We start from the raw sequence: 25,883 nt of genomic DNA, 5'->3' as shown, positions 1-25,883 counted from the left end.
CGCATCCCCCAATGTCTTCATTAATACAGGTTGTTGGTGTTAAGGAACATGAGAAATTCAAGGGTATCTACTGGGTGTCATTCGAGGATGGTACCGAGAGACTCGCCACAATTAATCTAACGCCAGGTAGGAGGGTTTATGGTGAACAATTAATCCAGTGGGAGGGTAGGGAATACAGGATTTGGAACCCATACAGGTCCAAACTCGCCGCGGCCATTATGAATGGGCTTAAGGTAATGCCAATAGGAGAGGGATCACGAATACTATACCTAGCGCGGCCAGTGGGACTACGGTAAGCCACATAAGCGACATAGTTGGTAATAACGGTATTATTTACTCCGTCGAGTTCTCACCGAGGGTTTTCAGGGAGTTCATGGAAAAGCTGGTTGACCAGGGCAGGAAGAACGTAATACCAATACTAGCTGATGCAAGGTATCCGGAGCAGTATGTGCACATTGTTAAGGCGGTTGACATAGCCTACATAGACATTGCACAGCCGTTCCAGGCAAAGATACTTGCTGACAATGCCGATGTCTACGTGAAGAGCCACGGCTATGTAATGCTGGTAATAAAGGCCATGAGCATCGACGTTACTAAGGAACCAAGCGAGACGTTTAAGAGGGAAATTGATGTGCTTAAGGACAGGGGCTATGAAATACTTGACATGGTTCACCTGGAGCCTTACGACACGGCCCACGCCATGGTTATAGGCAGGAAGTCATCGTAATTATTCATTATATTGGCAAAAAGGGATTTAAATAAAATAGTGCGTATGATTATAAAGGTAATGAGCAATGAACTCATAACGCATATGTTGAATTTGGCAGCAAGTAGAAGAGCTAAGGTGCTGCTTGTTGGTGATTCATCACTATCCTACGACGCTATAATTAGGGTACCTAATTATAGGGACCATGAGGAGGGCAAGTTCATTATTAAGGTTAAGGAGGACGCGGATAGAATGAGTAGAGAGTCTATAATAGACCTCATTGTATTATCCAGAGTTTCAAACTCAACACCGATAATCGTGGGTATTAATTACGGTGATGAGGAAATGGCTGATGGAGTGGCGTATAAGGTACATGGAATCTACGCGGTGGGTATTAGGACATTTAAGAGGATTTTGGACAATGAGGGGATTAAGTTTGTGAAGGATAAGGGTATTGTGAGGGCTAGTGTGAAGGGGCAATTGCTTAGGAGGTTGAGGGAAGATAGGGGTATGAGCTTGGCGACCTTGCGAAAATGCTTGGTGTTACCAGGAGGACTGTTTATGAGTATGAGAGGGAGTTTATGGAGGCTTCGGAGAGGACAGCTAGGATGCTCGTTAGCATATTCAACGAGGATGTACTGAGTGATGTCGACCTGAGACCTAGGGAGGAGGAAGTCGTTAATGAGGTTAGGGAGAGGGAGGAAATGGTTGATGAAGGCATTAAGGAATTACTATCATCATTTAGGCTATACTCGCTATTGAAGGCCCACACAAAGGTTGCGGCTCACTCATCAAGTGAGTCGTACCTAGTTGAGGATAGGAACAGGTTAAGCAATGAGGTTATTAGCGTTGCTAAGGTACTTGGCGTTGGGTTAGCTGTAATAGAGTCTGACAAGCGTGACGTTGAGTTCCTGGAATCCAGGAGTTAATTGCGAACACATATGAGTAGTTACCCAAGAATAGAGATTAGGGAGGGCTTGGTCTCGATAATTGCACCTGATTTGTCAAAGTACATTGTTGGCAATAGACCCGAGCCAGCCCATGCACCCGTGTTTTATAACCCCAGGATGGAGGTTAATAGGTCGTTGTCCATAGCCATAGTTAATGGCTACATAAGCTATACGGGTAAGGTGGGCATTACTATCTGCGAGCCGCTGTCAGGGACTGGGATTAGGGCTGTTAGGTACGCTAGAGAGGTCAATGGCATCTCTAGGGTCATAGCTAACGATATTTCTGAAAAGGCCTATGAGTTAATAAGGTTAAACATAGATAGGAACGGCCTAAACGATATAATTAACGTACACAGGGACGATGCAAATAACCTATTATTGAGGGCCGCCCGCGAGGGTGGCTGTGACGTAGTTGATATTGACCCTTCGGGTCTCCGCAACCATTCATAGAGAATAGCCTTAGGGCCATTAAGGACCAGGGGTTACTATGCGTAACGGCGACTGACGTGGGCGTTTTATCGGGTAAGTACCCAATTAAGTGCGTTAGGCGTTATGGGGCATTACCGCAGAAGTTCCCCTATAGGTTTGAGGTGGGCATTAGAATATTAATATCGTTAATTGCACGGTACGCCTTATCAATGGATTACGGGATACAACCACTGGCATCATTTCTCGACGGCCATTACTACAGGGTTTGCGCATTGATTCTTAAGGACCGGTCCTACGCCCTAGAAACACTAAAGAACCTCGGTTATGCATACTACAGGTCAGGCACATTACGGAGGGGCTTTATACCTGGATACCCAATACCTAGTATTACTAGGTATAGACTGGCGGGCCCGCTATGGATTGGTAATTTATGGGATGCTGAATTCCTAGTAAATTACTTCATGAGGAATATTAGGGATTACTTCAGTAGTAGGGCTAAGGAAATTGGCATGTTAATTACCGATGAGTCACTCGGACCTAACATACCCTATGCACTCACCACAGAGGTAGGCAAGGACTTGGGGCGTGAACTGCCCATTAATGACATCATAAATGTGATAAGGGGACTTGGTTACCAAGCCGTGAGGTCCCACTTCCACATTAAGGGATTTAGAACAAACGCTGACCTGCTTAGGATCAGGGAGATTATTATGGGTAAATAAAAATAAGCCTAGTAGCTCTGGTCATATGTGCTGGTGATAGTGATAACCGGCTTACCTGGCTCTGGGAAAACAATAGTTTCCGACGTGGCGAGGGAGCTGGGTCTCCCCGTGGTAACCATGGGCGATATAATTAGGGAGGAGGCTGTGAAGAGCGGTATCTCCTCATCCATGGCATCGGTAATCCTTAGGTTGAGAAATGGCACCAGGATAATTGCCTATAAGACTATTGATAAGATCCCAAAGTCATTGAATGCCATTGTTATTGATGGGGCTAGGAGTATTAGGGAGGTTGAAACCATTGAGGAGGTATTATCTACTAAGGCGGTATTAATCTACGTAGTAGCACCCTGGAGGTTAAGGTTCGAGAGGTTGCTAAGGAGGGGTAGGCCCGATGACCCGAAGACCCTTGAGGACTTCCTAATGAGGGACCTTAGGGAGTTGAGGTATGGACTCGGCGACTTAATAGCTAGGGCCGATTATATACTAGTTAATGACTCATCAATCGATGAGCTAAGGGAAAAAGTACGCAAGATCCTAACCTCACTAATTACGCAAGCAGGTAATTTCACCTAGTGACTATCCTCTGTCGCTCGGCCAGATTCCTTAAGGCTGCTAGTAATTCATCAATCGTATTATTAACAATAGCCAGGGGTATTCGTTCCCTCCTGGCAATCTCAATACCCAAGTAGTCAGGTCTATCAACGCCATGCATAATAATCACGCTGGTCTCAAGTTCGTGAATGCCATCATAGACTTTATGGCGATTAATGGGGACCTACCATACTTAACATTGGTGAACACGGCAGCCCTCTGCGTGGTACTTCCATAAAGCTTTAGGTACTCGTGGGATGGCACGTCAAGGACAAGCTTTAGGCTGTCGACCACCGTGTACCCGTGAATATCGACATAACCCTCAGGCCCTACCGCGATCGTGGCCCCTATCGCCTTAACGAACTCATTAATCTCGATTGGCATGTCGAAATCCCTCATGTCAAGAATCGCCTCCCAAAACCTCTCGCCACCAAGTTGCCTACTCAAGATGTATAACTTCTGACCACCTCTCTCAAGCTCGTAATCTACCAACGCCTTAACAACCCTCCTAATGAATTGAGAACCAGGTGACTTCCTACGCCCAGACTCATAATCACTGATCACGCTTGGCGATGTGCCAAGCCTAGCCGCCAACTCCGCCTGGGACATCTCGAAGAATTCGCGCCACTTTCTAATTCCCTTGCCAGGATTTTCTGAGAGTACTATGTCGCCGGCTATCCTAATCATAATGTCCGTTATAAAACCTTCATACTCAACCATTAAGAAATATACAAAGGTCTAGTATTTATGCGTTTTACCGTGATTGTAGACGCCACGAGAACGCCAAGTGGCAATTAACTATTCCATTTTATTCTTTTCCAAGGAAGAACTTATAAAGACATTATTATTCATAGTTAAGCGTGTCTTCTCAACAGACTGGCAGTGCATTACAGACGACTGTTGCTACGGGAAAGATAACCATAACCAAACCACCACTTGGTTCACCCATTAAGCGTACATACACATTTAGGGTTAAGAGGTATGACCCAGAAAAGAGGAGGTATTACTGGCGTGAGTATAAGGTTGAGCTCACAAATCACGAAACAGTGCTTGATGGACTACTGAAGATTAAGTGGAGCCAAGATGCCACATTGTCCTTCAGGTATAGTTGCAGGATGGGCATTTGCGGCTCCTGCGGCATGATAATTAATGGAACGCCAAGGCTGGCCTGCGAGACAAAGCCCTACGACCTAGGCACTGAGGTCGTAACAATAGAACCACTCAGTAATTTCGAACCAATAAAGGACTTGGCCGCGGACTTCTCGAACTTCTTTGAGAAGCATAGAAGTGTTAAGCCTTGGTTGATTAGGAAGGACGAGACGGAGCAATTCGAGAAGCTGGAGACCTATTACCCACAGACGGAGGAACAACTAAGTGATTACCTGGAATTTGCATACTGCATCAAATGCGGTCTTTGTTATTCGGCATGCCCAATGGTTTTTCTGAACAAGGACTACCTGGCCCACAAGCCCTCGCCCAGGCATATAGGTGGAGTGCGGATAGTAGGGATGAGGGGGCCGTGCTTAGGCTTAAGGTCGTTGATAGTGAGAACGGCGTGTGGTCATGCCACTACAGCGGCACTTGCAGTAAGGTATGCCCCAAGGATGTCGATCCAGCCTGGCGATAAACCTTTTGAAGAAGTGGTTATTAACAGGTAAGCGTAATAGGTGATGGTGAATGGCGCAGCAGAAACAGGTAAAGAGGGTTCCACCAAAGTGGTCCCTTTGGTTTAAGGGCCTTGATGAGTGGTTACTGATTTTCCAGAAGGTCAGTGGCGCAATCCTCATTCTTTACCTGATAGGCCATACCCTGGTAATATCCACGGCACTCGGCCTTGGCCATCCATCGCAGCTAACATGGAATGCAATAATAGGCACCATAGAGGGGCCGGCGATATATGGGCATGTGCATGTCGGTACAGTAATTGAGTACCTAATAGCGCTTTTGGCGGCTGTTCACGGAGCCAACGGCTTCAGGCTAATACTAACGCAGTACTTCGGTGTTGGCCTTCCAAGGCCCGAGAGACACACATTCCCAAGGGCAGTGCCTTCGGTTAGAAAGACTGGGCAGGCATGGCTTAAGTACATAGCCGTTATTGTAGTCATCATCTTCCTCATACTAGCAACACTAGTGGCCTTCATATGGTGATGGGCATGGTGAGCGCATCCACATTAAGAAAGTGGCAATACCTCCTTGGGATAGTGCTTATTGTGGTTGTTGGAATACACCTAGCCTTCAGGTGGCCGAGTTATGAACAATCAATAACATACTCAGCCGCAATAAGCCATATACAGGCCTGGGACTTTGCGTACGCAGCTGTCCTATACATACTCCTCTATGCCGCGTTAACGCATGGCCTCATAGGCCTCAGAACACTGCTGCTCGAGCTATGGCACTGGAAGTACGCCAGGATAACTGTGGACGCGGTATTAATAGTGATAGGGGTTGCCGTGGCCGTGATTGGAACGATAGCCCTAACAGGCACAATATTAGCCCTCATCCATTGAGAATTGCTGTGGCTCCCAGTAATTCAAAATCTCCTTAAAAACATCCATATTATTAATACTGCCGGTGCTATTCATGATCGATAATGCGGCCATTATGGACGAAACCAGGGTAAGCACATCCCTTCTTGTTAGGTAACCCATGTTACCAATCCTGAAGGCCTTACCCTTCACATCATCCATGGCATCCGATATCGACACACCGAGTCTATATACTGTTTTCCTGAACTCATCAGGGCTAATACCCTGTGAGTACTTAAATGAGAGTACTGTTGTTGATCTGTAGTAGTCATTCTTTATAAAGGGTTCCAGACCCATCTTATTAAGGGCGTTCACAATCGCTTTACCCCTCTCTACGTGCCACCTAATCCAGTTCTCAAGGCCAACCTCCCTAATTATGCCCAAGGCCTCCCTAATGGCGAATAGGTAATTAACGGAGGGCGTGAACGGTGTCTCAGACTTCTCTCCAAACTTCCTCATTAACTTAATGTCGAAGTAAATACTCGCATGATTCACGGAATCAGCCTTACGATAGGCCTCGTTAGAGGCTACAGCAATGAACGACATGACCGGCGGGGCAGCAAGGCATTTTTGGCTGCTAGATACAGCAACGTCAATCCCCCAGGAATCCACCTCAAAGTAATCACCGCCTAGGGCGGACACATTATCAACAAGTACCAAGGCGCCGTAGGACTTAATCCACCCAGCAACCTTTGGCAGGTCCCTAAACACAATGCCTGGGCTTGTGTCGTTATAGACCGTGGCGAATACATCAACCTGCTTGATACCCATTGACTCAACCCGAGCCCTTAAGTCATCATACGTGGGCGCCCTATCCCAACCATAATCAACCTCAATAACCTCAGCACCAACCCTCCTAAGGTGATTAACAAGCCTCCTACTGAAGCTTCCGAAGACTGGCACGAGAACGGTATCCCTGGGCCTGACGAAGTTGAGGACCATGGTCTCAACGGCGCCGGTACCACTCGCGGTTATTGGGAATACATCACCGTTTGTTCGAAAGACGTACCTTAAGCCCTCAACCACGTCCCTATATAACCTATGGAAGTGAGGAGACCTATGGTCAACAACCCTCATTAAGGCTCTCATCACCCTAGGTGGTATTTGTGATGGTCCAGGGACCACGAGAAGGGGGTCCGGCGCTAGGTCCAGGTTCACGCAATCGTAATTATTGAATTACTATTTAAGCTTTATTTATTAAATATATAAACTACACTGTATTCTAATATATTCCATATATCCATGATATACACAATACATGAACCTCAACTTTAATAAATGGTTCTTTAACATAATGATGTGTTAATAACAAGGTTGAACATCAAGGGGTTTAATGGAGTAAATGTCAACATTGAGACCGGGCCCTTAACCGTGATAACCGGTCCACCTGGTTCCGGCAAGTCAATGATCATTGAGTTATTATGGAGAGTTTTCAGGGGGATCAGGGATAGGGTAATTCTTGAGGATTTATCCAGGGTTGGTGAGGCTAGGGTTGAGATTACAATATCGCTTGATGATAGAGTTAAGAGGAAACTTGAGGAGGTTGGTTATTCGGGGGATAATATATCAATTAGTGTTGGTTTTGATGATGGTTATGTCAGCGCTGTGAGGGTTGGTGAAAGGGAGGTCATGGTTGTTGAACTTAGAAATGGCGTTAGTAGGGTTAAGTACCCACTGGATGTGGAGGTTGCCGATGCATCAGTATTATTAAATCCAGATGGATTAACGCCCAAGGGGCAGGCCCTGCAGCTCGTGAGCAGCGCCTCTGAGGATTATGACACGGCCTTAACGGTCATTAAGGTCCTTAGGGAGTACTTATCCTCAGTGGGTGTTTATAGGATGGGCCCGTACATAGACTTTAGGGGCCGTGTTAAAAATGTTAATGCCTCATACACGGACTTCATCGGCGAGCATGGCGAGCACGTCGTTGAGGTGCTCTCTCAATTATTTACTGATCCAAGGAGGGACCAGGACGTGAGGTTTTTGAGGAAGATCTTTAGCGAGCTTGGCTTTAGGAATTTCAGGGCTGGTTGGTACGGAGGTGATCTGGTGCTCTCTTACATAGATAGGAGGGGCCTTGTCCACATTGGTGATGAGTTACCATGCCACATGAAGACAATCCTGGCATTAACCACGCAGTTATTGGTGGCTAGGAAACCGTCATTAATACTCATTGAAAACGCCGATTTCTGCCTCGGTGAGGGTCTTGGTAACATAATCACTAAGTTATTGAGTAATTATATTGATGGTAAGCAATTAATAATGGAGGTTAGGAATAAGTGGTTCATCGATGAACTGAAGATGCCGCATGTGGTTCTCTATAGCGTTGCCTAACATTGAATACCGACTGCCTTAATGAGGTCCCTAAGGACACTCTTGATTTTATCCCTATCTGCCTCACTCAATACATCCCAGTTATCAATAATGTACTTGGCAAGTGATAGGAAGTCATTAACCGCTGCCGTAGTCTTGTCAATGCTTGGTAATCCAATGAAGGCCTTACCACTATCAGTGACCTCATAATACTTCTTAGTGCCCTCAACCCTCGCCACCTTAATCAAGCCATCAGCCTCAAGTTCCTCAAGGGCTGGGTAGACAGAGCCTGGGCTTGGTCTCCAGAAGCCCATTGACAACCTCTCGATCTCATCAATAATCTGCGCACCAGTCATTGGACCCCTACTGCTGAGTAGGTAAAGTATCAAGTACTTCAGACCCCTCCTCTTTATGAACCACTGCGGCGGTGGACCGAAGCGTCCATGCTCGTGATACATTAATTATCGAATTCAATAGTAGTGGGGATTTATTTAACTTATCTCACAAAATCCTAAACTGGATCATGAGTGCCAGGGGACATGGCGGGTATGGGTGGAGGTATGGGTTAATAGACATGAGCTCAAACATGAACCACTGGGTACTCCAAAGGAATTGATTGAACTAATTAAGGAGGGTGTGGATTATGGTCATTACTCGCACTACCCAACGGAGCTTGGCGATGAATTAAGGGATTCACTGGCGGATTTTGAAGGTATTGGGCCTGAGTTAACGTATGTTTTCAATGGAGCCACGGAGGCCCTGCAATTACTATTCATGCATTTAAGGCCTCGGCGAGTGATAATACCCATACCAAACTACGGTGATTACCTACGACTGGGTAATCTCGTAAATGCTGAAACTAGGTTAATCGAGTATTGGGGGCGTGGAGACCTAGTGAGCTCGCTGATCAATGATGTGACACCAAGCACTATCGTTGTCCTCTCAAACCCAAACTCACCAATGGGTTACTTAATTAGGCGTGAGCAATTGCTTGAGTTAGCCAAGGAGTTGGGTAGGCGCGGTGGTGCGTTAATCGTCGATGAATCCTTCATGGATTTCGTGAGAATTAGCGAGTCACTAATTAGGGATGCGTTGAACCATGACAATGTCTTTATCGTTAAGTCATACACCAAGTTCCTGGCAGTACCTGGACTCAGGGTTGGCGCGGTATTCACTAAAGCCGGCATTGAGGACTTGGTGCCCACGTGGCCCGTAAACTCAATAGCAGAGTATGCGGTGTCAAGGTACATGAAACATGCCCATGGGTTCAGGGAATTAACGATTAAATACGTTGAGGAGGAGAGGAGTAGGGTTTTGAGCTCATTAAGGGAGCTCGGCATTGATTATTATGAATCAATGACTCACTACTTCGTGATAAGGCATAAACCATGGCTCGGTGAAGAACTCCTCAAACACGGATTCCTAATACGTGACCTATCAAACATACCACCACTAACGAAGGGCTACTTCAGAATCAGCATTAAGAGTAAGGATATCAATAACGACTTCCTAAACGCATTGATGGAGGTAATGCAAATTAAGTATTGAGTCAAATATCGAATAATGAACGAAAGGGATCTAAGAGACAATATTCCAAACCTAGTATCTAGATTAATTCAGATGCCCAGTGTTAATCCTCCTGGTTATACCGTTAACATCGCTGGTTTTATTAGGGATTGGTTGGGTGATTTGGGGTTTAGAAGTGAGGTTAGGGAGTATATTAAGGATAAGCCTAACGTGATTGCTAGGGTTGGTAAGGGTAAGCCCGTGCTCATACTTAATGGCCACATGGACGTCGTTCCTCCCGGTGATGAGTCCAGGTGGGTTTACCCACCGTTTTCGGGGAAGGTCGTTGAGGGTAGGATCTACGGTAGGGGCGCCACGGACATGAAGGGCGGCTTAGCCGTGATAATGACCGTATTCGCGGAGTTAGCGCCATTAATTGAGAGACAAGGATCCGGTACGTTAATATTCTCGGCAACGGCTGATGAGGAGACCGGCGGACACCCAGGTGTCGAGGCCTTGGTTAGAGATGGTGTGTTAGTTGGTGATGCTGCGATAGTTGCCGAGCCGTCCGGCGGTTTTAGGTATTACATTGGGGAGAAAGGTCTTTGCCAGGTCAAGCTCGTGGCGAGGGGCAGGCCCGCCCACGGTAGTTTACCAGTACTTGGTGATAACGCTATCATGAAGCTCATTAGGGCAATTAGCAGGGCCGAGGAGTTGATTAATGAGTTTAACAGGGGTATTAAGCTACCCAGTGAATTGATGGAGGCTATTAAGAATTCGGCTGAGGTTTACCTGGAGGTCTCAAGGGGCTCCGGCCTTAACCTAACGCTTAGTGATTTCGAGAGGGTTGTTGGTACTGTGTCCTTTAATCCTGGGGTTATTAGGGGTGGTTCAAAGATAAACATGGTCCCTGACTACGCAGAGCTTGAGCTAGACATGAGGTTCCACCGGGAGTCTCACCGAACCAGGTAATTAACCACCTAAGGAACGGGTTGGGTGGAATAGCTGATGTTGAGGTCCTTGACACAAGCGAGCCAAACTACACGGGTCCTGGGGAGACCATTGTTAGGCTTATCCATGAGGGTATTGAGAAGGTGCTCAGTGCTACGCCTAAACCCATAATAGTTACTGGCGCCACTGACGGTAGGTACCTGAGGCTAGGGGCATTCCAACGGTTGTTTACGGCCCTGGCGAGTTGGCGCTGGCGCATGCGTATAATGAGTATGTTACAGTTGACGACTTATTAAAGACCCACGACGTAATGTCCTACGCAGTGAGGAGATTCTTTGGCCTTGAGAAGTAGCGCAATTGTTAAGTAATTACTTATGGGTTTAAAAGCAATGCCAACCAAATTCCTCTACTGGTGGGACTCATACAGGAGGGAATTTGATGCGACTGTGGTTAGGATAGATGGTAATAGGGTCTGGCTCGACCAAACGCTTTTCCACCCAAGGAGTGGTGGGGTTGCCAATGACACTGGCAAGCTTGTTTGGCAGGGTGAGGAGTACGTGGTCAGGGAGGTGGTTAAGGAGGGTGAGGATGCGGTGCACATCCTCGATAGAGAGCCCAGATTCAAGGCTGGTGATGCTATTCACGGCATAATCGATTGGGATAGGAGGTATAGGTTAATGAGCTTCACACGGCAACGCACATAATAGCCGCGCTGGCCTATAAGAAGTACAATGCCCTCGTGACCGGCGGCGACATAACCCCTGAGTATGCCAGGGATGATTACAACCTAACCCTGAGCGGTGATGCGCTTAGGAAGGCATTTCAGGACTTGATTGCGGAGGCCAACGATGTCGTTAAGAGAGGTATTCCAGTGAAGATTTACTTCCTCAGGAAGGAGGAGGCGATGAAGATACCGGGCATTGTTAAGTTGGCCGAGAGGGAGCCACCGCCTGGTGAGGAGTGGAGGATTGTGGAGATCGAGGGCATCGATGTTCAGGCTGACGGTGGACCACACGTGGCCAATACTAGGGAGATTGGGGAGATTGTCTTCCTGAAGTCGGAGAGTAGGGGTAAGGATAAGAAGAGGGTTTACTACACGGTGAAGCCCTAACCATTTTAGGTAAAAATTACCTTCTCCTCGACCTACTCCTCTTTAATTCCAGGGATGACCTAACGTAATCAACCAGTGAGTACACACCACTAACCTCCTCGGCAAACCCCTTACTGGCCCATAACCTGGCCGACACAATTATATCATCACTAACACCACTAAGCTCATCCATTAATCTAACCGTGGCAAGGCCCCTAGACCTAAACAAGTTACTAACCTTCTCCATTATCAAAGCCCTGGCGGCGTTAACCGTGTCCCTAAGAACCCTGGATAGGAAGGACCTATCCATAGGCTTAACAAAGTACGTAGCCGACCTGGCATCCCTGTATAGCATCGAATTCAATTCCCCAACTAACGAAACGTTGGGTAGTAGGTATGTGGAGTTGTCAATCCTTGGGCAAAGCATTAGCGTTGCTGTTTCCTTAATCATTGAGTATATGTGGGTCTCATAACCAGGTATATCAAAGGACCAAAGAACAAGGTCACCATCATTATTTGTGATTATGAAGCTGTGAAGTATGTGGTTAGTCCTAGGAACATCACTCACGTGGACATCTCTAATGTCACTGGGACCTTTATACCTACCCTCAAAGCCCCCTCAAAGACATCCCACTCGTTATTCCAAGAACCACATATATCAAAATTAGGATAAAACAGGGGTTTATAAGCTTTACTCTAATAAAAAATAGAAATAATACCAAGAATTATACCAAATCAACTAATTAAATATGAGAGACATAAGTACTAAATAAGGGATGCCGTGTTTTGGGCCTGGAGAGTCACCGTAATTATATAATCACGGTGGGTCTTCAAGTCCAAGTTATGACTTTACAAAATTCATTCAAGCCCCGGGAAGCAGTGCTTATTAATTAAGTGGTTTTTCGAGATATTGTATGAGGAAGGGCTTATTGATGGCCGGCGTGGTTTTAATCATGGTGGCTATTGTGATTTTTGCCTTTGGCATGTACATACTTGCCCGACAGGTAAGGCTCACCGTTATGACGGTGACTTTAAGCCTGGTGAGGAAATCGCAGTAGGCGTTGTAAGTCCAGGTAAGGTATTTACCATGTCCTATATGGACTCTATTAATAAATCCCTGGATTTTTACGTTACGGCACCTCCTAACGCATCTCAAAGATATATCATATTTCAAAGATATGTCTATGGCCTTTATGTTGTGACTTGCTCACCAATAGGCAATGGCACTGGTACTCTGTATTTAGTAAACAATTATACGGTGCCCGTGACCATCACGTACTATATTTATCATGGGCTTGCATCTGTCGGTTTATTTCTTCTTATGAGTATAGTAATTGGCATTATAGGTGTGGTATTGGCAATACTAGGTGCAGTACTGAAGCCAAGGAAGTGATTATTATTTAATAAATCTCCACAATATGGGTTAAGTGACTTAATAGTGCCTTTGCCGTATCACATATAGTTGGTATTGAAATTACCATAAAATATTCACTTTGCTCCACACTAAGTTAATAAGCTTACCTATAGGGTAAGTAACTGGTATATGCTATTTAATCTTGAGCCTAAGAGCAGGAGGGAGGATTTATACGACTTCGAGACTGAATAAAGGGTCTTGATTAATGGTATTATTAATGATAAGGTAATAATCATCAGGGGCTTGAGGAGGACTGGTAAGACATCGTTAATGAGGGTCGCGCTCAATGAGGTTAGTTACCCATACATTCACCTCGACATTAGGTTTACAAGAAGGCCTAGGCAGGTTGACCTTATTGGGTTGATTAGGCGTAGGCTTGAGGACTTCCAGGCAAGGAATAGGTCAATAATTAACAGGGTTGGGAATGCCCTATCCAGGGTTAGGTGAATTAGGGTTGGGGTATCGCCGATACATGTGGAAATTAGGTTGGGTGAATACCGTAGGATGAACATTGGTGAGTTACTCGATGCCCTTAACGACCTCGGCGCTGAATTGGTAAGGCCGTAGTAATCGCCATTGATGGGTCCTAGGAATTGAGTAAGGCGACTTGGGTAGACTTTAACATGTTACTTACGTATACATATGATAATTTGAGGTATGTGAAATTCCTGCTGTCGGGATCAGAGGTCGGGGTATTGGATAGGTTCCTCAGGGTTAATGATCCCGAGGCCCCATTATTCGGCAGGTACATACACTTCGTGAGCACCAGGAGACACAGCCCTGATGAATCCCTGGACTTCCTAAGAAGGGGCTGTTGGCCATCAATACGTGATTGAGGGTAAGCAATCCATTGAGGAGGTCCTCGAGTCAGCAACAGCACTGGCACTTAATGAACTCAGGAACTTCCTAGTCAACAGGAGTCCCAGGTATAGGGTATTGCTTAGGGAGTTATTCGTTAAAGGGGGTTGGAGGGAGTTAAAGGCGGCGCTTGAGGCTGCGGAGGATAAGTCAATCAATGATAAGTCACTCTACGTACTACTCAGGGAGTTGATGGATCACGGCATTGTGGAGAGACTTAATGAGGAGTACGTAATTGCAGACCCAATACTTAGAAAGGCCATGCTTAAACTATGAGTTTTAAATGCTGCTCATTTGTGTTACTGCTTTCATTCATAACGCAGGGTTTGAGCCGGTAGTATTCTCATGGCCCTTATTGCTGGTACTAGGGCTGCGATTATGTTTATGGCTATGGGCAGTATAAATATTGCGGCGTAGTCGAGTGGTGTTAGGGCTATGGGTAGCATTATTGATGATGTGGCGGTGGTAGTCCTCACGGCCCTGCCTGGTCCTCCAAAGGCCGGCCCCATCATTGATGATGGGCCTGGGAAGGCGCTGACTATGGCCATGAGCAGTGCCGTGCCGATTACGGAGCCTATTATGGCTATTATCGCGGCTCGATAATGAGGAGTAGTGGTATTGACCTGCCGCTGAAGCCCACAGCCCTCATTATCCCAAACTCCCTAGTCCTCTGAATAACGTTTATCATCATTGTGTCAAACATCCAGATGCCGATTATTACGAAGCTTATGCCGGCTATGAAGGCTAGGAAGAGCTCGAGCACCGTGAAGAACTGGTTAATGCTTGATAGTAGTGTTGATAGGTTTAGTACCTGGTCCATTGGGAATAGGGCCTTTAACTCGTTGGTAACGTAGTTGATGTTGCTTGGCGAGTCCACGTAAACGATTATTCCATCAACTATGCCGGACGGATCGAATTGAGAGAGGAACGTGTTCTCATCAATGAATATGGCATTATTCGGATTCAAGCCGATGACGCCAATACCGCTCTGCTGCATTATGGCGCCTACCGTGTAAGTCAACTCAGAACCACCTGGCGTTGTTATCACCATGACCTGCCCAGGATAGGCAATCTGCTGTCCGGTACTTGTGAAGGCGATGTCGTAACCAACCAAGGCCAGGCCAGGTGATAGTACCGGTGCGCCGGCCAGTATGGCGTTGCTCAGTGAGGTTACTCCGTAGAGCTGCATTATCTCCTGCTCCGTGGCTCCTATTATCGTGGCCGTGACCTCATGCCCATTAATATCTACCTTAGCCACCGTGGAGAGGATCGGTATGGCGTTAGTCACATGTGGTATATCCATGACCTCGTAAACGTCGGTGATCGTTAGCTGGGAATTCTGTCCTGGGAATAGGAACACGGTGTTTGTTCCGAAGACCCTCTCGAAGAAGCTCGTGGTTAATACTTTATACCCCTGCCCCATGCCTATGGCTAGACCAAGGGCCACTATGCTATTACTATGCTACAATGGCGCCTATGGTCCTACCCCTACGCTCCCACGCCGCACTCCACGCCAGTTTAAAGTAGTCACTAATCCTCATGAGGAACCACCGCGCCTCCTACGCAGGAGTAGAACTACGGTGATTATCATTATTACGGCTATTACGGCCAGCGTAATTATTACGTAAGTGAAGAAATTGACCCTATGATACCTATAGTAATACCCATAGTTGGTGCCTTGCGGTCCAGTCTGTGGAAATGCTGATTGCGTAATTAGTGTTGCGTTTTTAATCACGGTTATTGGCACGGTATAATACTGAGTATGTTGTTGCCCGAATTGGTCCGTGTACTGTATTTGGAAGGTTATGGTAGTATTCATGGTTCTCATAATGGTGAAACTGAAGGCCACAGCATTTAACTGCTGGGAGTTCAGCGTGCCCATGTAGGTGCTTGACTGACTAATCATCTCAATGCCGGGGCCCGGTATTGCGGTTATGTTTAGGTTATAGGCTGGTACCGGCCCCGTATTAACGAAGTTTAGGGACACGGAGCCCGTCTCGCCAATCGTCAATGGGGTTGGCGCTACTTGGTAACCGGTGATTAGTATTGATGGTTTATTCAACACCGAGAGGGTCATCGTGCCCTGGATACCTCCTGGGTATCCACCGGTGTATTGATAAGTTAGTGAGTATGTTATGGATACCGAGGACGAGGTTATTGGCACGGCGATGGGTACATAGACATAATCAGTGGATCCAGGTGGTATCTCGGTAATGTCATACGTGGTATTACCCGTTAAGCTTAATCCCTGGGTTGAGGTAATGACCAGGGTCACGTTATAAATAGGCACTGGGTTCACGTTTCTAATACCAATGGCTAATCTGCCAGAGCCAATACTTAACGAGGAATTGACTGGGTAAACAATGACTTGACTTGAGGATACCGTGGTAACGCTCATGCTTATTGAAATACTCCCGCTCACAGTATTGCCAACTTCGTCGAGGCCTGAGTAACTTATGGTAATCGTTACTGGGCCACTACCCGTTGGTAGTACGTACAGTATCGTTGTGTAGTTGCTTCCTGGGCTTAACGTCCCAATTATTAATGTGTTGGAGCCCGCAGCCAAGGTGGCGCCCTCGATCCCCACGTTGGCCTGTAGATCATAAATGGGGCCACTACCATTATTGCTTATCACGAGCTCCACCGGATTAGCAAGGTTACTGACTAGGTATTGCGTATTGGTCTGCGCCGTGATTATTGGGGAACCGTAAATAACCAGTGGGAAGTTTATGTTCATGGAGCCTGAGCCAGCCACCTCGATATACGTGGTTACCTGGGCCCTCGGTGATGTCTCGTACTCGGCACCCCAGCTTATGGTTAATGTCGATTGGCAGTTAATGGGTAGTGTTGAGTTTATTAGGTACGTGACCGTGACCTCCTGTCCGGGGTTTAACCAACCAATGAATACAGGGTTTTGAGAAACCACGGCGCCGCTGCAGGGTGTTAGGGAGAACTCCGTATTGTATAGGTAGTAGCCACCTGTGTATATTAGTGTTATTGAGACCTTGGAAACGCCCGTAATGGTTGGTGATGGTGTCGGTGATATGCTGACTATTGAGAAGGGTGGTGCAGTGTTTGAGTACTGCTGCGCCTGTGCCAGGGGTATTAAGGTCAGTAGTGTGATTAACGCCGTGATTATTATTAATGCGTACTCATTAGTTATCATTTTCGACATCGAACCTAAGGCCACGTATGTTCTTATAAACCATACTCTCTTTAAATACGCGCATTATTACTATCTCCACTATATGGGTATTTGGTGAGTATGTATTTTAAAGAGGTGTTGTAATAACTCGCCGTGTCGTTTATCGAGGCAGGGACGTGTGGAAGTATTATGGTGATTATCCAGCACTACGTGTTGAGTCTTGAGATTAAGGAGGGTGAGTTCAGGTGCATCGTCGGGCCAAGCGGCAGTGGCAAGACGACACTACTCAGCCTAATAGGCGGCTTGGACAGGGTTAGTAAGGGCTACCTGAGGGTCGGCCCCTATGAACTGCATAAACTCAGTAACGCGGAGCTCGATAGGTATAGGAATGAGTTCCTGGGCTTCGTATTCCAACTATACTACTTAATACCTAGGATGACGGTGCTCGAGAACGTTGAGTTACCGCTAATAGCCAGGGGTGTTGACCCAAGTCAAAGGAGAAAGCTGGCCCTTGAGGCTCTTGAAATGGTTGGCCTCAGAAACAAGGCCAGGAGGAGACCCAATGAGCTCAGTGGCGGTGAGCAGCAGAGGGTTGCGATTGCAAGGGCGATAGTGGCCAGGCCAAGGCTTTTGCTGGCTGATGAGCCACGGGTAACCTGGATAGTAAGACGACCATGGTGATAATGGATATCTTTAGGAAGTTGAATAAGGAGCTTGGGATGACGATTGTCATGGTTACTCATAACCTCGAGTTGATAGGTAATTGCCACAGGGTTTCCAGAATAAGTGATGGCGTGATAACGAGGACTTACGAGGTACCACAGGCACACGAGGGCATTGAACAGTTAATTAGGGAACTAACCACCATTTAAACCAAGGCGCAATTTATTTAAATAACATGGCGCCTAGTCCTCATCAATGAATAATAAGGCTTTTCTGAGAATTACCGGCCTCGTGGGCTTTGTGATGGCTGCTGTGGCCACATACCTCTACATGGCCTACATCCTTGTACCAACCATAATGCCAATACTTACTCAACAAATTGAGTCACAACTAAGCAGTGAGGGTGTTGCCGTAAACCAAAGCGATATTTCAGGGTTCACCTCATTCATGGCCACAATAATGCCCGTAACAGCCTTGTGGGCATGGTGATCGGCTGGTTAATAGAGGCTGCAATACTCATGGCACTACTCAGGGCATTCAAAATTAACACCGGCTTCACAGACACCTGGCTACTCAGTGGGAATTACTTCTACGTGAGTGTGGTGCAGACGGCAATCGTAATAACCACACCAATATTTGAATACTCAATTAACGCAGTGATAATGCATGGTAGCATCCTAAGCGAACCAGCAATACTGGCAGTTGGCCTGGCATTCACGATAATAGGTTCATTATTCCTGGCCTACATATTTGCCAGGATCTACGGAACAAGCATTACCAAGCATTAATACCAACACTAATAGCCCTAATAATCTTCTGGGCAATATCAACACTAACTTAAAGTTATACCCAAAACGAGATACAGCAAAAGTCGCACATTAATCCGTAGTAGTCTTTCATGCTTTGGGCCTGGAGAGTCACCGTAATTATTATAATTACGGTGGCTCTGTACATTCAAAGCATGGCAACCCTAATTAATGATGGTGCGACTAAACATAATGGGAAGGGTTATTAATCCCTGCGATGTTAGTAATTGGGTTGGCGTGGTTAGTAGGGATGAGTTGAGGAGGGTTGTGCTAGATTTGATTAGGAGTGATGAGGAGTTTCGGCTTGCCATAGCCGGTGCCCTGGGTCTTGAGACAATACGACCCTGGAAATACTGGGTTTAATGATAGACCAACAACGGGCACCCTCAGGGAAGCGCCATACCTACTGTATTGAATCATCACGCATTACCAGGTATAACTCATCAAGTGCCTCACTCATCAATGCCTCGTATAGGCCATCAACATCCTCAAGAATTATGAGGCCGTGCTCCATTATCGAAAGCCTAAATTCAGGGTCGACATTGATTAGTGGCACGACATCCACAGGCATGCCGAGTACCTCCTCAAGCCTTGTTCCAAGGCTTAATAACTCATTCAGGTCAAGATTCTTCCCGTAAACCGCAATGTCTATGTCCCTAAACTCATTAAGTCTACGAAACTACCGAATAATATCCCAAGGGAGATACCGTACTCCCTAAGTATATCTCTAATTCTTGAAATAATTAATTCCCTCTCCTCACGATCCATTGAGCGATAGACATACTCGCCACTAAATTCCATAACGATCCCTCAACCTACTTATGAAACTCACCAGGTTTTTAAAGTTCGACTTAATGCTTTGATATATTAAGTAATCATCGATTACCCAATACCTATGAACAAGCAGGTTCCTAAGTCTTATAAGTCTCGTTAAATCCTCGTACTCATTCACCATTAATAAGCCCTTATCCCTCAATATCATTAGTGCATTTATCGGCGTCCTAGGTCTTTCACTCAAGTCTCTACGTACTATATGCATTGCTAACGCCATTACCGCCTCTGCAATGACTATTAACTCATACCTAATGGCCATTTTATCTTCATCGCTTAATTCATTGTATGACTTATTCGTTATTCTTTCAATTTCATTTATCGCATCCTCAACATCCCTAATAAGGCCCCTAATGAATTCCTTAGAAACACCCACGTTGGTTTCTAACGCCCTGTTTATTTTAAGGTTGTTTTTAATACGTCACTGACTTATACCTAGTTCTCCCGAGGATAGTTCCAGGGGCTTACCCTTGGGTTCCTTTATGAATAGTGCTGTGAATATTATACCGATTATCGCCACGGCAACCAATACGAGTAATAGGTTCGACATCACCATGTACTTAGCCGTTGCGTTCAATGAATTGCTTGTTATTGGGAAGAGCAGTGGAATGAATAGTGCAGCGAGTGTTGCGCCCAACTTACCGCTGCCGGCGGCTATTCCGTGACCGGTCGTCCTGAACCTCGTTGGGAACACCTCGGTTGGCAGTATGAACGTCGTTACGTTAGGACCAACGTTGGTGAAGAACTGGGCTAAGCCGTACAGCGCTATTATGGCTACTGGATATATTGCACCACTCCTAAGCATGAGGGCGGCCGCTAGGTATGTGGCGGCTACGATTGAGAATCCCATTATCTGCATGGACTTCCTACCCATTTTATCCACTAGGAAGGCAGCCACGTAGTAGCCAGGGACTAGAAAGGCTAGCACAACGTATAACTGAACATAAATACCAGCCAGTGGATTCTTCGCTAGTCCCATTGCCGAGGTTACGAATGGGCCAAATATGTTCATACCGTAGAAGAACACGTCAAGTGCGAACCAGGGTATTGCCGTACCCAGTACCACCGGTAGGTATCTCAGGAAGTTATCGCGAAAACCATTGCTATAATTATTTATGCCGTTTATCTCCACGTCCTGCCTAAGCACGTCCCTAATGGCTCTCCTTGCGCTTCAACGTTGCCCTTAACGAAGTATTCAAATCTAGGTGTCTCATGGACCCTACGCCTAAAGTAAATAACAAGTGCTGGCATCACCGCGCCGAAACCAAGTATTACCCTCCAGGCTAGGTCTGGGTTTACCCTGGCATTTAATAGCCCCAGGCCCAATAGGGCAGCCGTTACTATGCCCCAGCCCTGCATTGAGAAGACGCCAGCTATGAATAAGCCCCTGCTCCTGGCCGGCGCGTATTCACTCATTAGCGTGGCGCTTATTGGGTAGTCACCGCCAACTCCGAGTCCAAGTATGAACCTCGTTATCCACAGCATTGTTGGGTTTACTGAGAAGGCGGAGACTATGGCACCAGCTGCTAGTAGTGCGGCCTCCACTCCGTATATGTACTTCCTACCAAATATGTCGCCTATCCTACCGAATATGAAGGGGCCTATTACCGCACCGAACAATGCGGCTGATGATATTAGGCTTATTTCTGAAGCCGTTAGCGACCAGACCTGCCTTAGGAATACTAGGGCTATTGATATTGCGAATAGGTCATAGGCATCGGCAAAGAAGCCCGCGCCGGATATGAATAATAGCTTTAAGTGCCTGGTGTTGGGTTCGACCAATCAAGTGGTTCAAAGGGCGTTTTACTCGACATCATGATCCGTGTGGCTGAAACCTTAATAGGGCTTTTGTTAGTAAAGTAATTATCATATTTATAAATAAATATGCATATATATCAACGCAACGCCCATGAGGCAAATTTTTATTAATGCTTATTCCCCACGCATAAACGATGCCTGCAATAGACCTAACGCAGGTGGACTTAAAGACATTAACACCGGATCAACTGGACTGGAGGAAGTTTGTATTGCCCGCTGATCATCCAATGAGGGTTATTAGGATTGAGAAGGTCGTTGCCAACATAGGTGTTGGGCAGAGCGGTGAAAGACTTGAGAAGGCTGCCAAGGTACTTGAGGAATTAACACAGCAGGAACCAAGCTATAGACTTGCCAAGAGGTCAATTAAGGACTGGAATATTAGGAAGGGGGAACCAATTGGTGTGGCGGTTACCCTAAGAAGGAATAAGGCCGTTTGGTTCCTGCTTAGGGCATTAGCTGCGGTGGACTTCACACTGAGGGAGAGTTCATTCGATGACTGGGGTAACGTGGCCTTCGGGATAAGGGAACACATAATGATACCAGGTACCAAGTACGACCCGGCAGTTGGTGTGTGGGGCTTAAATGTAGTCACGGTACTCACGAGACCGGGGTTAAGGGTCATGTATAGGAGGAGGGCTAGGAGCGAGGTTGGTAGGGATCAGAGGGTTAGTAGGACTGAGGCAATGAAGTTTTTCCAGGAGGTTCTCGGTGTAAAAATAATAAAGTAAAAGAGTAAAATTTTGAAATATAACTTTAATGATTTATTTTATCATGATGCATTGATCGGTATTTCATCATTATGTTCAATGACTTACGTATCAATGCTTCATGTTCCTGCACATATTATAATTGACCGATAGCACTGAGTATTGTAGATGGTAGTGCCATGTCCGTGTTAATCCATTAGTATATGGTCGTACCACCAGGTAGTTAGTGGGTCATGACATCATTTATAATTGCTTATCCTTAATTTGCTATGAATGATGCTGTTACTGTGTCACTATTAAATCATTAACCGCCGCATTGTTAAGCCAAGTCGTATTGCTGCGTAAATTTCATTCAACATATTAATCACTGGATATACCAATTAATATAGTGGACTGGATTAAGGAACTGACTATCCCAAGTCTACCATTAATGAAGCCATTTGCTGATTGGCAGGTATTGAGTTCAATCATTGTTACGTATGTTATTGGTATTAGTGGTATTAGTGTTTCTATTTGGCTTAGGTATTGGGTTATTATTTCGAACTACCCCCTTAACTAGTGGTGTAGCCTTTAGCCATTGGGCTACCACTAAGTAGTACTGTTGGTCTCACTTGCCATGAGTAAGTCATCTTCAACTTTATAGGTTACTTATCACTATTTACTTATCAGCACAACTTTGTTTAAATAGGCCTTCCCTCACCTATATTACGTGTCAGCATGGGATGAGTTGATTAAAATGGCTGGATCAATAAGTAGTGTTAGGGAGCTGTTTCTTAAGGCTAGATCTACTGGTCTTAACATTGCTGATTTAATGAACAATTACCTGCGTAATGAGCTTATTCAACTTCATTGGCCTTGAGTTCGTGGAGGTAAATGACGGCTATGTTAAGGCTGTCTTTCCCTATAAGCGTGAGATACTTAGGCAAGGGGGTATGGTTCACGGTGGCGTTGTTATGACCATAATCGATACCGTACTTGGCACCGCCGTCATGACCGTTAACGATGGTATTAATCAATACACTGCAGAGCTTAAGGTTCACTTCCTTGAGCCGTTGATAAATGGGCCATTCACCGTGGAGGGCAGGGTGATCAGGCTGGTAAGCACTTGGCCGTTGCTGAGGGTCATGTATACGATGCAAACAAGAAGCTGTGTGCAGTTGGGATAGGGACATGGTTCATGGTTAAGAACAACGGGCAGAGGAACAATGGCAATCCCTAAATCAAACACGTGTTAAACACTTATTAATTAAAACATGCAGCATACACAATGTTTAGGGTTTTAGATCTAACCAGACTTTATCCTGGTGGTGTTGCTACTAGAATGTTTGTTGATCTCGGCTTTGACGTTATTAAGGTTGAGGATACGGAGACCGGTGATTACCTAAGGGAGATCTCGCCAAAGCTTTTTGAATGGTTGAACACCGGTAAAAAGAGCGTAGCAATTAATCTGAAGACTGAGGAGGGCAGGGAATTATTCTATAAATTGGTCAGGAGCAGTCACGTGATTGTCGAGGGCTTTAGACCCGGTGTTGCTGAGAAGCTTGGCATTGATTATGGGAGACTCAGGGAAATTAATGACAGGGTTGTTTACTGCTCAATAAATGGTTATGGAGGGGGTGGCCCGTACTCAGGCTTCCAAACCACGACATTAATACAGTCAGCGTTGCGGGCCTACTAGACCCAGGTCTATTCAGCGATGGAGTGCCAAGGCCACTCACTGTGCAGGTTGCTGATGTCGGTTCAGCCCTGCTATGCGTGATTGGTGTCCTAAGCCTACTACTACGTGGTGTTGGTGGTAGGGTTGAGGTCTCCATGATGGAGGCCGCGTTACTCTTCAATACGCTGAACATGGCGATCACCTACGAGGGCGCAGACCCAAGCCTAACTGGTAAGTACCCGTTCTATAACGTTTACAAATGCAGGGATGGTTACATAACCATTGGCGCCATAGAGACCAAGTTCTGGCGAGGGTTATGCAGGGCCTTAAACCGTGAAGACCTAATCAATAGGCAGTTCGATAAGGAAGCCATTAATGAGCTAAGTAGGGAATTCGGTAAGTACACCGTTGCCGAGGCTCTTAAACTCCTTTGGAGCCACGACGTACCAGCAGCCCCCGTAAATTCTATAAAGGACCTTGAGAAAGACCCTCAATTAGTTGCGAGAGGTTTTAATGTAAATGAATTCCTCAACCCATTAGTAATAAATGACGCCAGACCTAGATCGCGGGGCAGGGCACCGAGGCTAGGTGAAAACACCGTGGAGATTTTAATGGAACTTGGCCTATCGCATGATGAAATAAGTAGACTAACCGAACTGGGTGTGGTGATTAAGTGACCTAGACGAATAATAATTGGGGTTCAGGCAGTAAACCATCTTCGTGACCCATTTCTAGTAATACCCTAATTGCCCTCTCGCCGTCAACCCCCATGTCCATGGTGTACTCATTCACGTACATCTTAACGAACCTATCAGTGTCAACCATGTTTAGGCCCCTCGAGAATTCCATGCATACGCCAGGGCCTCCTCCCTGTGAATCATTGCGTACCCGATAGACTCCAGTAGTGCCTCCTTAACGGCCTTGGCCACGTCAATTCCCAGGGAGGCCTTAACAACGTCCAGGCCAAGGGGTGTTGGCAGCTTCGTCTCCTCATACCACCACTCACCTAGGTCTATGATCTTCCTAAGCCCATACCTCTCATAAGTTATTTGCCCCTCATGTATTAATGCGCCTGCATCAACTACGCCGGCCTTTACCGCGTCCATGATCTTATCGAAAGGTACCTCTACGGTCTTTACATTGGGTATTGCGAGCTTAACCAATAGTGTTGCTGTGGTGTACGTGCCTGGTACCGCGACTAACTCAGGCTTTGCGGTATTACCCACGACGACGGGGCCGTACCTAAGCCCCATGGAAGCGCCGACCCTGAGTATGTAGTATTTACTTCCTATGTATGCCATGGCATGCGTGCTCACTGCCGTGACGTCAATCCTACCATGTATCGCCAACTTATTCAGCGTTTCAATATCGACTAAGAATTCCCTTACCGTGAATGACGCTTTAATTAAGCCCTTCTTCAGTGCGTAGAACATGAATGCGTCATCCGGGTCAGGACTATGCCCAATTAATAACTCCATCAGGCTGGGGCCTTACCCGTGGTATTAAGTTTTATTGCCTAGGAAACGTAGGCAATTATTTATACCGAATGTCCTCAGTTCCTCATTAATCCCTGAAATAACCCTATCATCGACCCTATACCTAATAGCCCTGAAGTACTGCCTAATTAACTCCCTGGATACACCAAGCCTGCCCGCGGTATACTGAATAACAGGTTCTGGATCCTCCTCAAAGAGATAGAGAGATTTCTCGATGGTATTTATAACCACGTTCAACTCCTCCTCATCATAATTCCTAGTCACGGCCATGACCGCATACACCAGAGGCAGGCCTACCCTCTCCCTCCATAGCTCACCCACGTCCAGTATATACGGATAACCAGCATCGACCATTCTTAAGGCATCATCACCAATAACGAGCACAGCGCCGAAATCCCTCAATGCCCTGTATGGATCATCAATGACCTTAAGGTCAATACCCAATAGTCTCCTCACGGCCATTGCATTAACGCTTGTGTCACTAACGGCCGCGTACCCAGTACCCAGGCCCCTGAATAACCTAGCGGATATAACTGGCCCGTCACTGTAAATAGCGAACCTAGGGACGACATATAACACATCACAGTTATGTGCGGCGTACGTTAGCGGTACAAAGCCGATGCTTGCCTTGCCCTCAAGAAGCAGCCTAATTGACTCATTATTGCTGGCCCATATTGGTTAAGCCCCGAGTAATAGAAGAGTGGG

General features: G+C 46.2%; 33 protein-coding genes and 7 pseudogenes. 26 read left to right on the top strand and 14 right to left on the bottom strand.

Annotation, left to right across the window (positions count from 1 at the left end; translation table 11 throughout):
* Positions 1-11: 11 nt before the first annotated feature.
* From JCM16159_RS06070 to JCM16159_RS06055, 5 genes and pseudogenes are all read left to right on the top strand, one after another.
* Positions 12-727: pseudogene (locus JCM16159_RS06070) on the top strand (fibrillarin-like rRNA/tRNA 2'-O-methyltransferase).
* Positions 728-787: 60 nt separating this feature from the next.
* Positions 788-1,348, top strand: a complete 561-nt coding sequence (locus JCM16159_RS15370) for a hypothetical protein (protein WP_243666101.1) — start codon at positions 788-790, stop codon at positions 1,346-1,348.
* Positions 1,315-1,635: a hypothetical protein gene (locus JCM16159_RS15365; RefSeq protein WP_243666100.1), complete on the top strand. Its 321-nt coding sequence runs from the start codon at positions 1,315-1,317 to the stop codon at positions 1,633-1,635. Before JCM16159_RS15370 ends, JCM16159_RS15365 begins: the two co-directional genes overlap by 34 nt.
* Positions 1,636-1,647: 12 nt before the next feature.
* Positions 1,648-2,807 (top strand): annotated as a pseudogene (locus tag JCM16159_RS18830) (tRNA (guanine-N1)-methyltransferase).
* A 39-nt stretch (positions 2,808-2,846) separates the two neighbouring features.
* A complete protein-coding gene (locus JCM16159_RS06055) occupies positions 2,847-3,380 on the top strand; it encodes an AAA family ATPase (protein ID WP_243666098.1) in 534 nt (177 codons plus the stop codon).
* Here JCM16159_RS06055 and JCM16159_RS06050 read toward each other — a convergent pair.
* Positions 3,373-4,118, bottom strand: a pseudogene (locus JCM16159_RS06050) (helix-turn-helix domain-containing protein). The gene JCM16159_RS06055 and the pseudogene JCM16159_RS06050 sit on opposite strands and share 8 nt — an antisense overlap.
* A 140-nt stretch (positions 4,119-4,258) precedes the next feature.
* Between JCM16159_RS06050 and JCM16159_RS06045 the strand changes: the two are divergent.
* The 3 genes from JCM16159_RS06045 to JCM16159_RS06035 are packed head-to-tail and all read left to right on the top strand — an operon-like array spanning position 4,259 to position 5,905.
* Positions 4,259-5,056 carry a succinate dehydrogenase/fumarate reductase iron-sulfur subunit gene (locus tag JCM16159_RS06045; RefSeq protein ID WP_367834336.1) on the top strand — a complete coding sequence of 266 codons (798 nt, stop codon included), beginning with the start codon at positions 4,259-4,261 and terminating at the stop codon, positions 5,054-5,056.
* A gap of 19 nt (positions 5,057-5,075) precedes the next feature.
* Positions 5,076-5,546, top strand: a complete 471-nt coding sequence (locus JCM16159_RS06040) for a succinate dehydrogenase (protein ID WP_054857263.1) — start codon at positions 5,076-5,078, stop codon at positions 5,544-5,546.
* Between the two features lie 5 nt (positions 5,547-5,551).
* The gene (locus JCM16159_RS06035; RefSeq protein WP_243666097.1) at positions 5,552-5,905 is read left to right on the top strand and encodes a hypothetical protein; all 354 of its coding nucleotides are present in this window, start codon (positions 5,552-5,554) and stop codon (positions 5,903-5,905) included.
* Here JCM16159_RS06035 and JCM16159_RS06030 read toward each other — a convergent pair.
* Positions 5,888-7,081 carry an alanine--glyoxylate aminotransferase family protein gene (locus JCM16159_RS06030; protein WP_054857261.1) on the bottom strand — a complete coding sequence of 398 codons (1,194 nt, stop codon included), beginning with the start codon at positions 7,079-7,081 and terminating at the stop codon, positions 5,888-5,890. The genes JCM16159_RS06035 and JCM16159_RS06030 overlap by 18 nt on opposite strands.
* Positions 7,082-7,222: 141 nt before the next feature.
* Between JCM16159_RS06030 and JCM16159_RS06025 the strand changes: the two genes are divergently transcribed.
* Complete coding sequence (locus tag JCM16159_RS06025; RefSeq protein WP_054857260.1) at positions 7,223-8,257, top strand: ATP-binding cassette domain-containing protein; 1,035 nt, start codon at positions 7,223-7,225, stop codon at positions 8,255-8,257.
* Here the strand turns inward: JCM16159_RS06025 and JCM16159_RS06020 are convergent.
* Positions 8,254-8,694 carry a PadR family transcriptional regulator gene (locus tag JCM16159_RS06020; RefSeq protein WP_054857259.1) on the bottom strand — a complete coding sequence of 147 codons (441 nt, stop codon included), beginning with the start codon at positions 8,692-8,694 and terminating at the stop codon, positions 8,254-8,256. The genes JCM16159_RS06025 and JCM16159_RS06020 overlap by 4 nt on opposite strands.
* Before the next feature lie 94 nt (positions 8,695-8,788).
* On the opposite strand from JCM16159_RS06020, the gene JCM16159_RS06015 reads away from it, so the two are divergent.
* The 4 genes and pseudogenes from JCM16159_RS06015 (at position 8,789) to alaXM (ending at position 11,804) form a co-directional block, all read left to right on the top strand.
* Entirely contained in the window at positions 8,789-9,784 is a 996-nt protein-coding gene (locus tag JCM16159_RS06015) for a histidinol-phosphate transaminase (RefSeq protein ID WP_243666096.1), read from the top strand.
* A gap of 15 nt (positions 9,785-9,799) precedes the next feature.
* Positions 9,800-10,714, top strand: a complete 915-nt coding sequence (locus JCM16159_RS06010; RefSeq protein WP_243666095.1) for an ArgE/DapE family deacylase — start codon at positions 9,800-9,802, stop codon at positions 10,712-10,714.
* A gap of 20 nt (positions 10,715-10,734) precedes the next feature.
* Complete coding sequence (locus JCM16159_RS15350) at positions 10,735-10,989, top strand: hypothetical protein (RefSeq protein WP_243666094.1); 255 nt, start codon at positions 10,735-10,737, stop codon at positions 10,987-10,989.
* Positions 10,990-11,082: 93 nt separating this feature from the next.
* Positions 11,083-11,804 (top strand): annotated as a pseudogene (alaXM, locus tag JCM16159_RS06005) (alanyl-tRNA editing protein AlaXM).
* Between the two features lie 16 nt (positions 11,805-11,820).
* Here alaXM and JCM16159_RS06000 read toward each other — a convergent pair.
* A complete protein-coding gene (locus JCM16159_RS06000) occupies positions 11,821-12,351 on the bottom strand; it encodes a hypothetical protein (RefSeq protein WP_054857258.1) in 531 nt (176 codons plus the stop codon).
* Between the two features lie 346 nt (positions 12,352-12,697).
* Here JCM16159_RS06000 and JCM16159_RS15345 point away from each other — a divergent pair, with 346 nt between their 5' ends.
* The 4 genes from JCM16159_RS15345 to JCM16159_RS15330 all read left to right on the top strand — a co-directional run bounded on the left by JCM16159_RS15345 (position 12,698) and on the right by JCM16159_RS15330 (position 14,331).
* Positions 12,698-12,841: a hypothetical protein gene (locus JCM16159_RS15345; RefSeq protein WP_243666093.1), complete on the top strand. Its 144-nt coding sequence runs from the start codon at positions 12,698-12,700 to the stop codon at positions 12,839-12,841.
* 554 nt (positions 12,842-13,395) lie between these two features.
* Positions 13,396-13,644, top strand: a complete 249-nt coding sequence (locus JCM16159_RS15340) for a hypothetical protein (RefSeq protein ID WP_243666092.1) — start codon at positions 13,396-13,398, stop codon at positions 13,642-13,644.
* A 146-nt stretch (positions 13,645-13,790) separates the two neighbouring features.
* A complete protein-coding gene (locus JCM16159_RS15335) occupies positions 13,791-14,033 on the top strand; it encodes a hypothetical protein (RefSeq protein WP_243666091.1) in 243 nt (80 codons plus the stop codon).
* Entirely contained in the window at positions 14,026-14,331 is a 306-nt protein-coding gene (locus tag JCM16159_RS15330) for a hypothetical protein (RefSeq protein ID WP_243666090.1), read from the top strand. The genes JCM16159_RS15335 and JCM16159_RS15330 overlap by 8 nt, the downstream gene beginning before the upstream one ends.
* 32 nt (positions 14,332-14,363) lie before the next feature.
* Here JCM16159_RS15330 and JCM16159_RS15325 read toward each other — a convergent pair whose 3' ends face one another.
* The 3 genes from JCM16159_RS15325 to JCM16159_RS05980 form a co-directional block, all read right to left on the bottom strand.
* Positions 14,364-14,603: a hypothetical protein gene (locus tag JCM16159_RS15325; protein WP_243666089.1), complete on the bottom strand. Its 240-nt coding sequence runs from the start codon at positions 14,601-14,603 to the stop codon at positions 14,364-14,366.
* Between the two features lie 38 nt (positions 14,604-14,641).
* Positions 14,642-15,502 (bottom strand): ABC transporter permease, encoded by an 861-nt coding sequence (locus JCM16159_RS05985; RefSeq protein ID WP_243666088.1) that lies wholly within the window; start codon positions 15,500-15,502, stop codon positions 14,642-14,644.
* Positions 15,503-15,592: 90 nt separating this feature from the next.
* A complete protein-coding gene (locus JCM16159_RS05980) occupies positions 15,593-17,230 on the bottom strand; it encodes a COG1361 S-layer family protein (RefSeq protein WP_054857309.1) in 1,638 nt (545 codons plus the stop codon).
* 113 nt (positions 17,231-17,343) lie between these two features.
* Here JCM16159_RS05980 and JCM16159_RS05975 point away from each other — a divergent pair.
* The 4 genes and pseudogenes from JCM16159_RS05975 to JCM16159_RS15310 all read left to right on the top strand — a co-directional run bounded on the left by JCM16159_RS05975 (position 17,344) and on the right by JCM16159_RS15310 (position 19,032).
* A pseudogene (locus JCM16159_RS05975) lies at positions 17,344-18,072 on the top strand (ABC transporter ATP-binding protein).
* Between the two features lie 46 nt (positions 18,073-18,118).
* On the top strand, positions 18,119-18,352 hold the full coding sequence (locus JCM16159_RS15320; RefSeq protein ID WP_243666087.1) for a hypothetical protein: 234 nt from the start codon (positions 18,119-18,121) through the stop codon (positions 18,350-18,352).
* The gene (locus JCM16159_RS15315) at positions 18,340-18,651 is read left to right on the top strand and encodes a hypothetical protein (RefSeq protein ID WP_243666086.1); all 312 of its coding nucleotides are present in this window, start codon (positions 18,340-18,342) and stop codon (positions 18,649-18,651) included. The genes JCM16159_RS15320 and JCM16159_RS15315 overlap by 13 nt, the downstream gene beginning before the upstream one ends.
* Before the next feature lie 210 nt (positions 18,652-18,861).
* Positions 18,862-19,032, top strand: a complete 171-nt coding sequence (locus JCM16159_RS15310) for a hypothetical protein (protein ID WP_243666085.1) — start codon at positions 18,862-18,864, stop codon at positions 19,030-19,032.
* A gap of 40 nt (positions 19,033-19,072) precedes the next feature.
* Here the strand turns inward: JCM16159_RS15310 and JCM16159_RS15305 are convergent, their stop codons facing one another.
* From JCM16159_RS15305 to JCM16159_RS15290, 5 genes are read right to left on the bottom strand one after another with little or no spacing between them, the layout of a single operon-like run.
* Positions 19,073-19,288 (bottom strand): hypothetical protein, encoded by a 216-nt coding sequence (locus JCM16159_RS15305; RefSeq protein ID WP_243666169.1) that lies wholly within the window; start codon positions 19,286-19,288, stop codon positions 19,073-19,075.
* A gap of 29 nt (positions 19,289-19,317) precedes the next feature.
* Positions 19,318-19,470: an H-NS histone family protein gene (locus tag JCM16159_RS15300; RefSeq protein WP_243666084.1), complete on the bottom strand. Its 153-nt coding sequence runs from the start codon at positions 19,468-19,470 to the stop codon at positions 19,318-19,320.
* Positions 19,460-19,876: a DUF86 domain-containing protein gene (locus JCM16159_RS05965; RefSeq protein WP_054857257.1), complete on the bottom strand. Its 417-nt coding sequence runs from the start codon at positions 19,874-19,876 to the stop codon at positions 19,460-19,462. Before JCM16159_RS05965 ends, JCM16159_RS15300 begins: the two co-directional genes overlap by 11 nt.
* Before the next feature lie 45 nt (positions 19,877-19,921).
* Positions 19,922-20,647: an MFS transporter gene (locus JCM16159_RS15295; protein WP_243666083.1), complete on the bottom strand. Its 726-nt coding sequence runs from the start codon at positions 20,645-20,647 to the stop codon at positions 19,922-19,924.
* Positions 20,623-21,282 carry an MFS transporter gene (locus JCM16159_RS15290; protein WP_243666082.1) on the bottom strand — a complete coding sequence of 220 codons (660 nt, stop codon included), beginning with the start codon at positions 21,280-21,282 and terminating at the stop codon, positions 20,623-20,625. The genes JCM16159_RS15295 and JCM16159_RS15290 overlap by 25 nt, the downstream gene beginning before the upstream one ends.
* 170 nt (positions 21,283-21,452) lie before the next feature.
* On the opposite strand from JCM16159_RS15290, the gene JCM16159_RS05955 reads away from it, so the two are divergent.
* The 5 genes and pseudogenes from JCM16159_RS05955 to JCM16159_RS18825 all read left to right on the top strand — a co-directional run bounded on the left by JCM16159_RS05955 (position 21,453) and on the right by JCM16159_RS18825 (position 24,359).
* Positions 21,453-22,046, top strand: coding sequence for a 50S ribosomal protein L5 (locus tag JCM16159_RS05955; RefSeq protein ID WP_054857256.1), 594 nt, complete (start codon positions 21,453-21,455; stop codon positions 22,044-22,046).
* Between the two features lie 367 nt (positions 22,047-22,413).
* The gene (locus tag JCM16159_RS15285; protein ID WP_243666081.1) at positions 22,414-22,584 is read left to right on the top strand and encodes a hypothetical protein; all 171 of its coding nucleotides are present in this window, start codon (positions 22,414-22,416) and stop codon (positions 22,582-22,584) included.
* Positions 22,585-22,734: 150 nt separating this feature from the next.
* Positions 22,735-22,884, top strand: a complete 150-nt coding sequence (locus tag JCM16159_RS15280; protein WP_243666080.1) for a hypothetical protein — start codon at positions 22,735-22,737, stop codon at positions 22,882-22,884.
* Entirely contained in the window at positions 22,856-23,191 is a 336-nt protein-coding gene (locus JCM16159_RS05950) for a PaaI family thioesterase (RefSeq protein WP_243666079.1), read from the top strand. The genes JCM16159_RS15280 and JCM16159_RS05950 overlap by 29 nt, the downstream gene beginning before the upstream one ends.
* Before the next feature lie 101 nt (positions 23,192-23,292).
* Positions 23,293-24,359, top strand: a pseudogene (locus JCM16159_RS18825) (CaiB/BaiF CoA transferase family protein).
* 1 nt (position 24,360) lies between these two features.
* Here JCM16159_RS18825 and JCM16159_RS05940 read toward each other — a convergent pair.
* Positions 24,361-25,160: pseudogene (locus JCM16159_RS05940) on the bottom strand (menaquinone biosynthesis family protein).
* A 24-nt stretch (positions 25,161-25,184) separates the two neighbouring features.
* Positions 25,185-25,799 (bottom strand): MqnA/MqnD/SBP family protein, encoded by a 615-nt coding sequence (locus JCM16159_RS05935; RefSeq protein ID WP_243666167.1) that lies wholly within the window; start codon positions 25,797-25,799, stop codon positions 25,185-25,187.
* Between the last annotated feature and the right edge of the window lie 84 nt (positions 25,800-25,883).

This window comes from Vulcanisaeta sp. JCM 16159, assembly GCF_001316265.1.
Classification (GTDB): domain Archaea; phylum Thermoproteota; class Thermoprotei; order Thermoproteales; family Thermocladiaceae; genus Vulcanisaeta.
The sequence above is the reverse complement of the archived record's forward strand: the minus strand, read 5'-3'. Positions and strand labels throughout refer to the sequence as shown.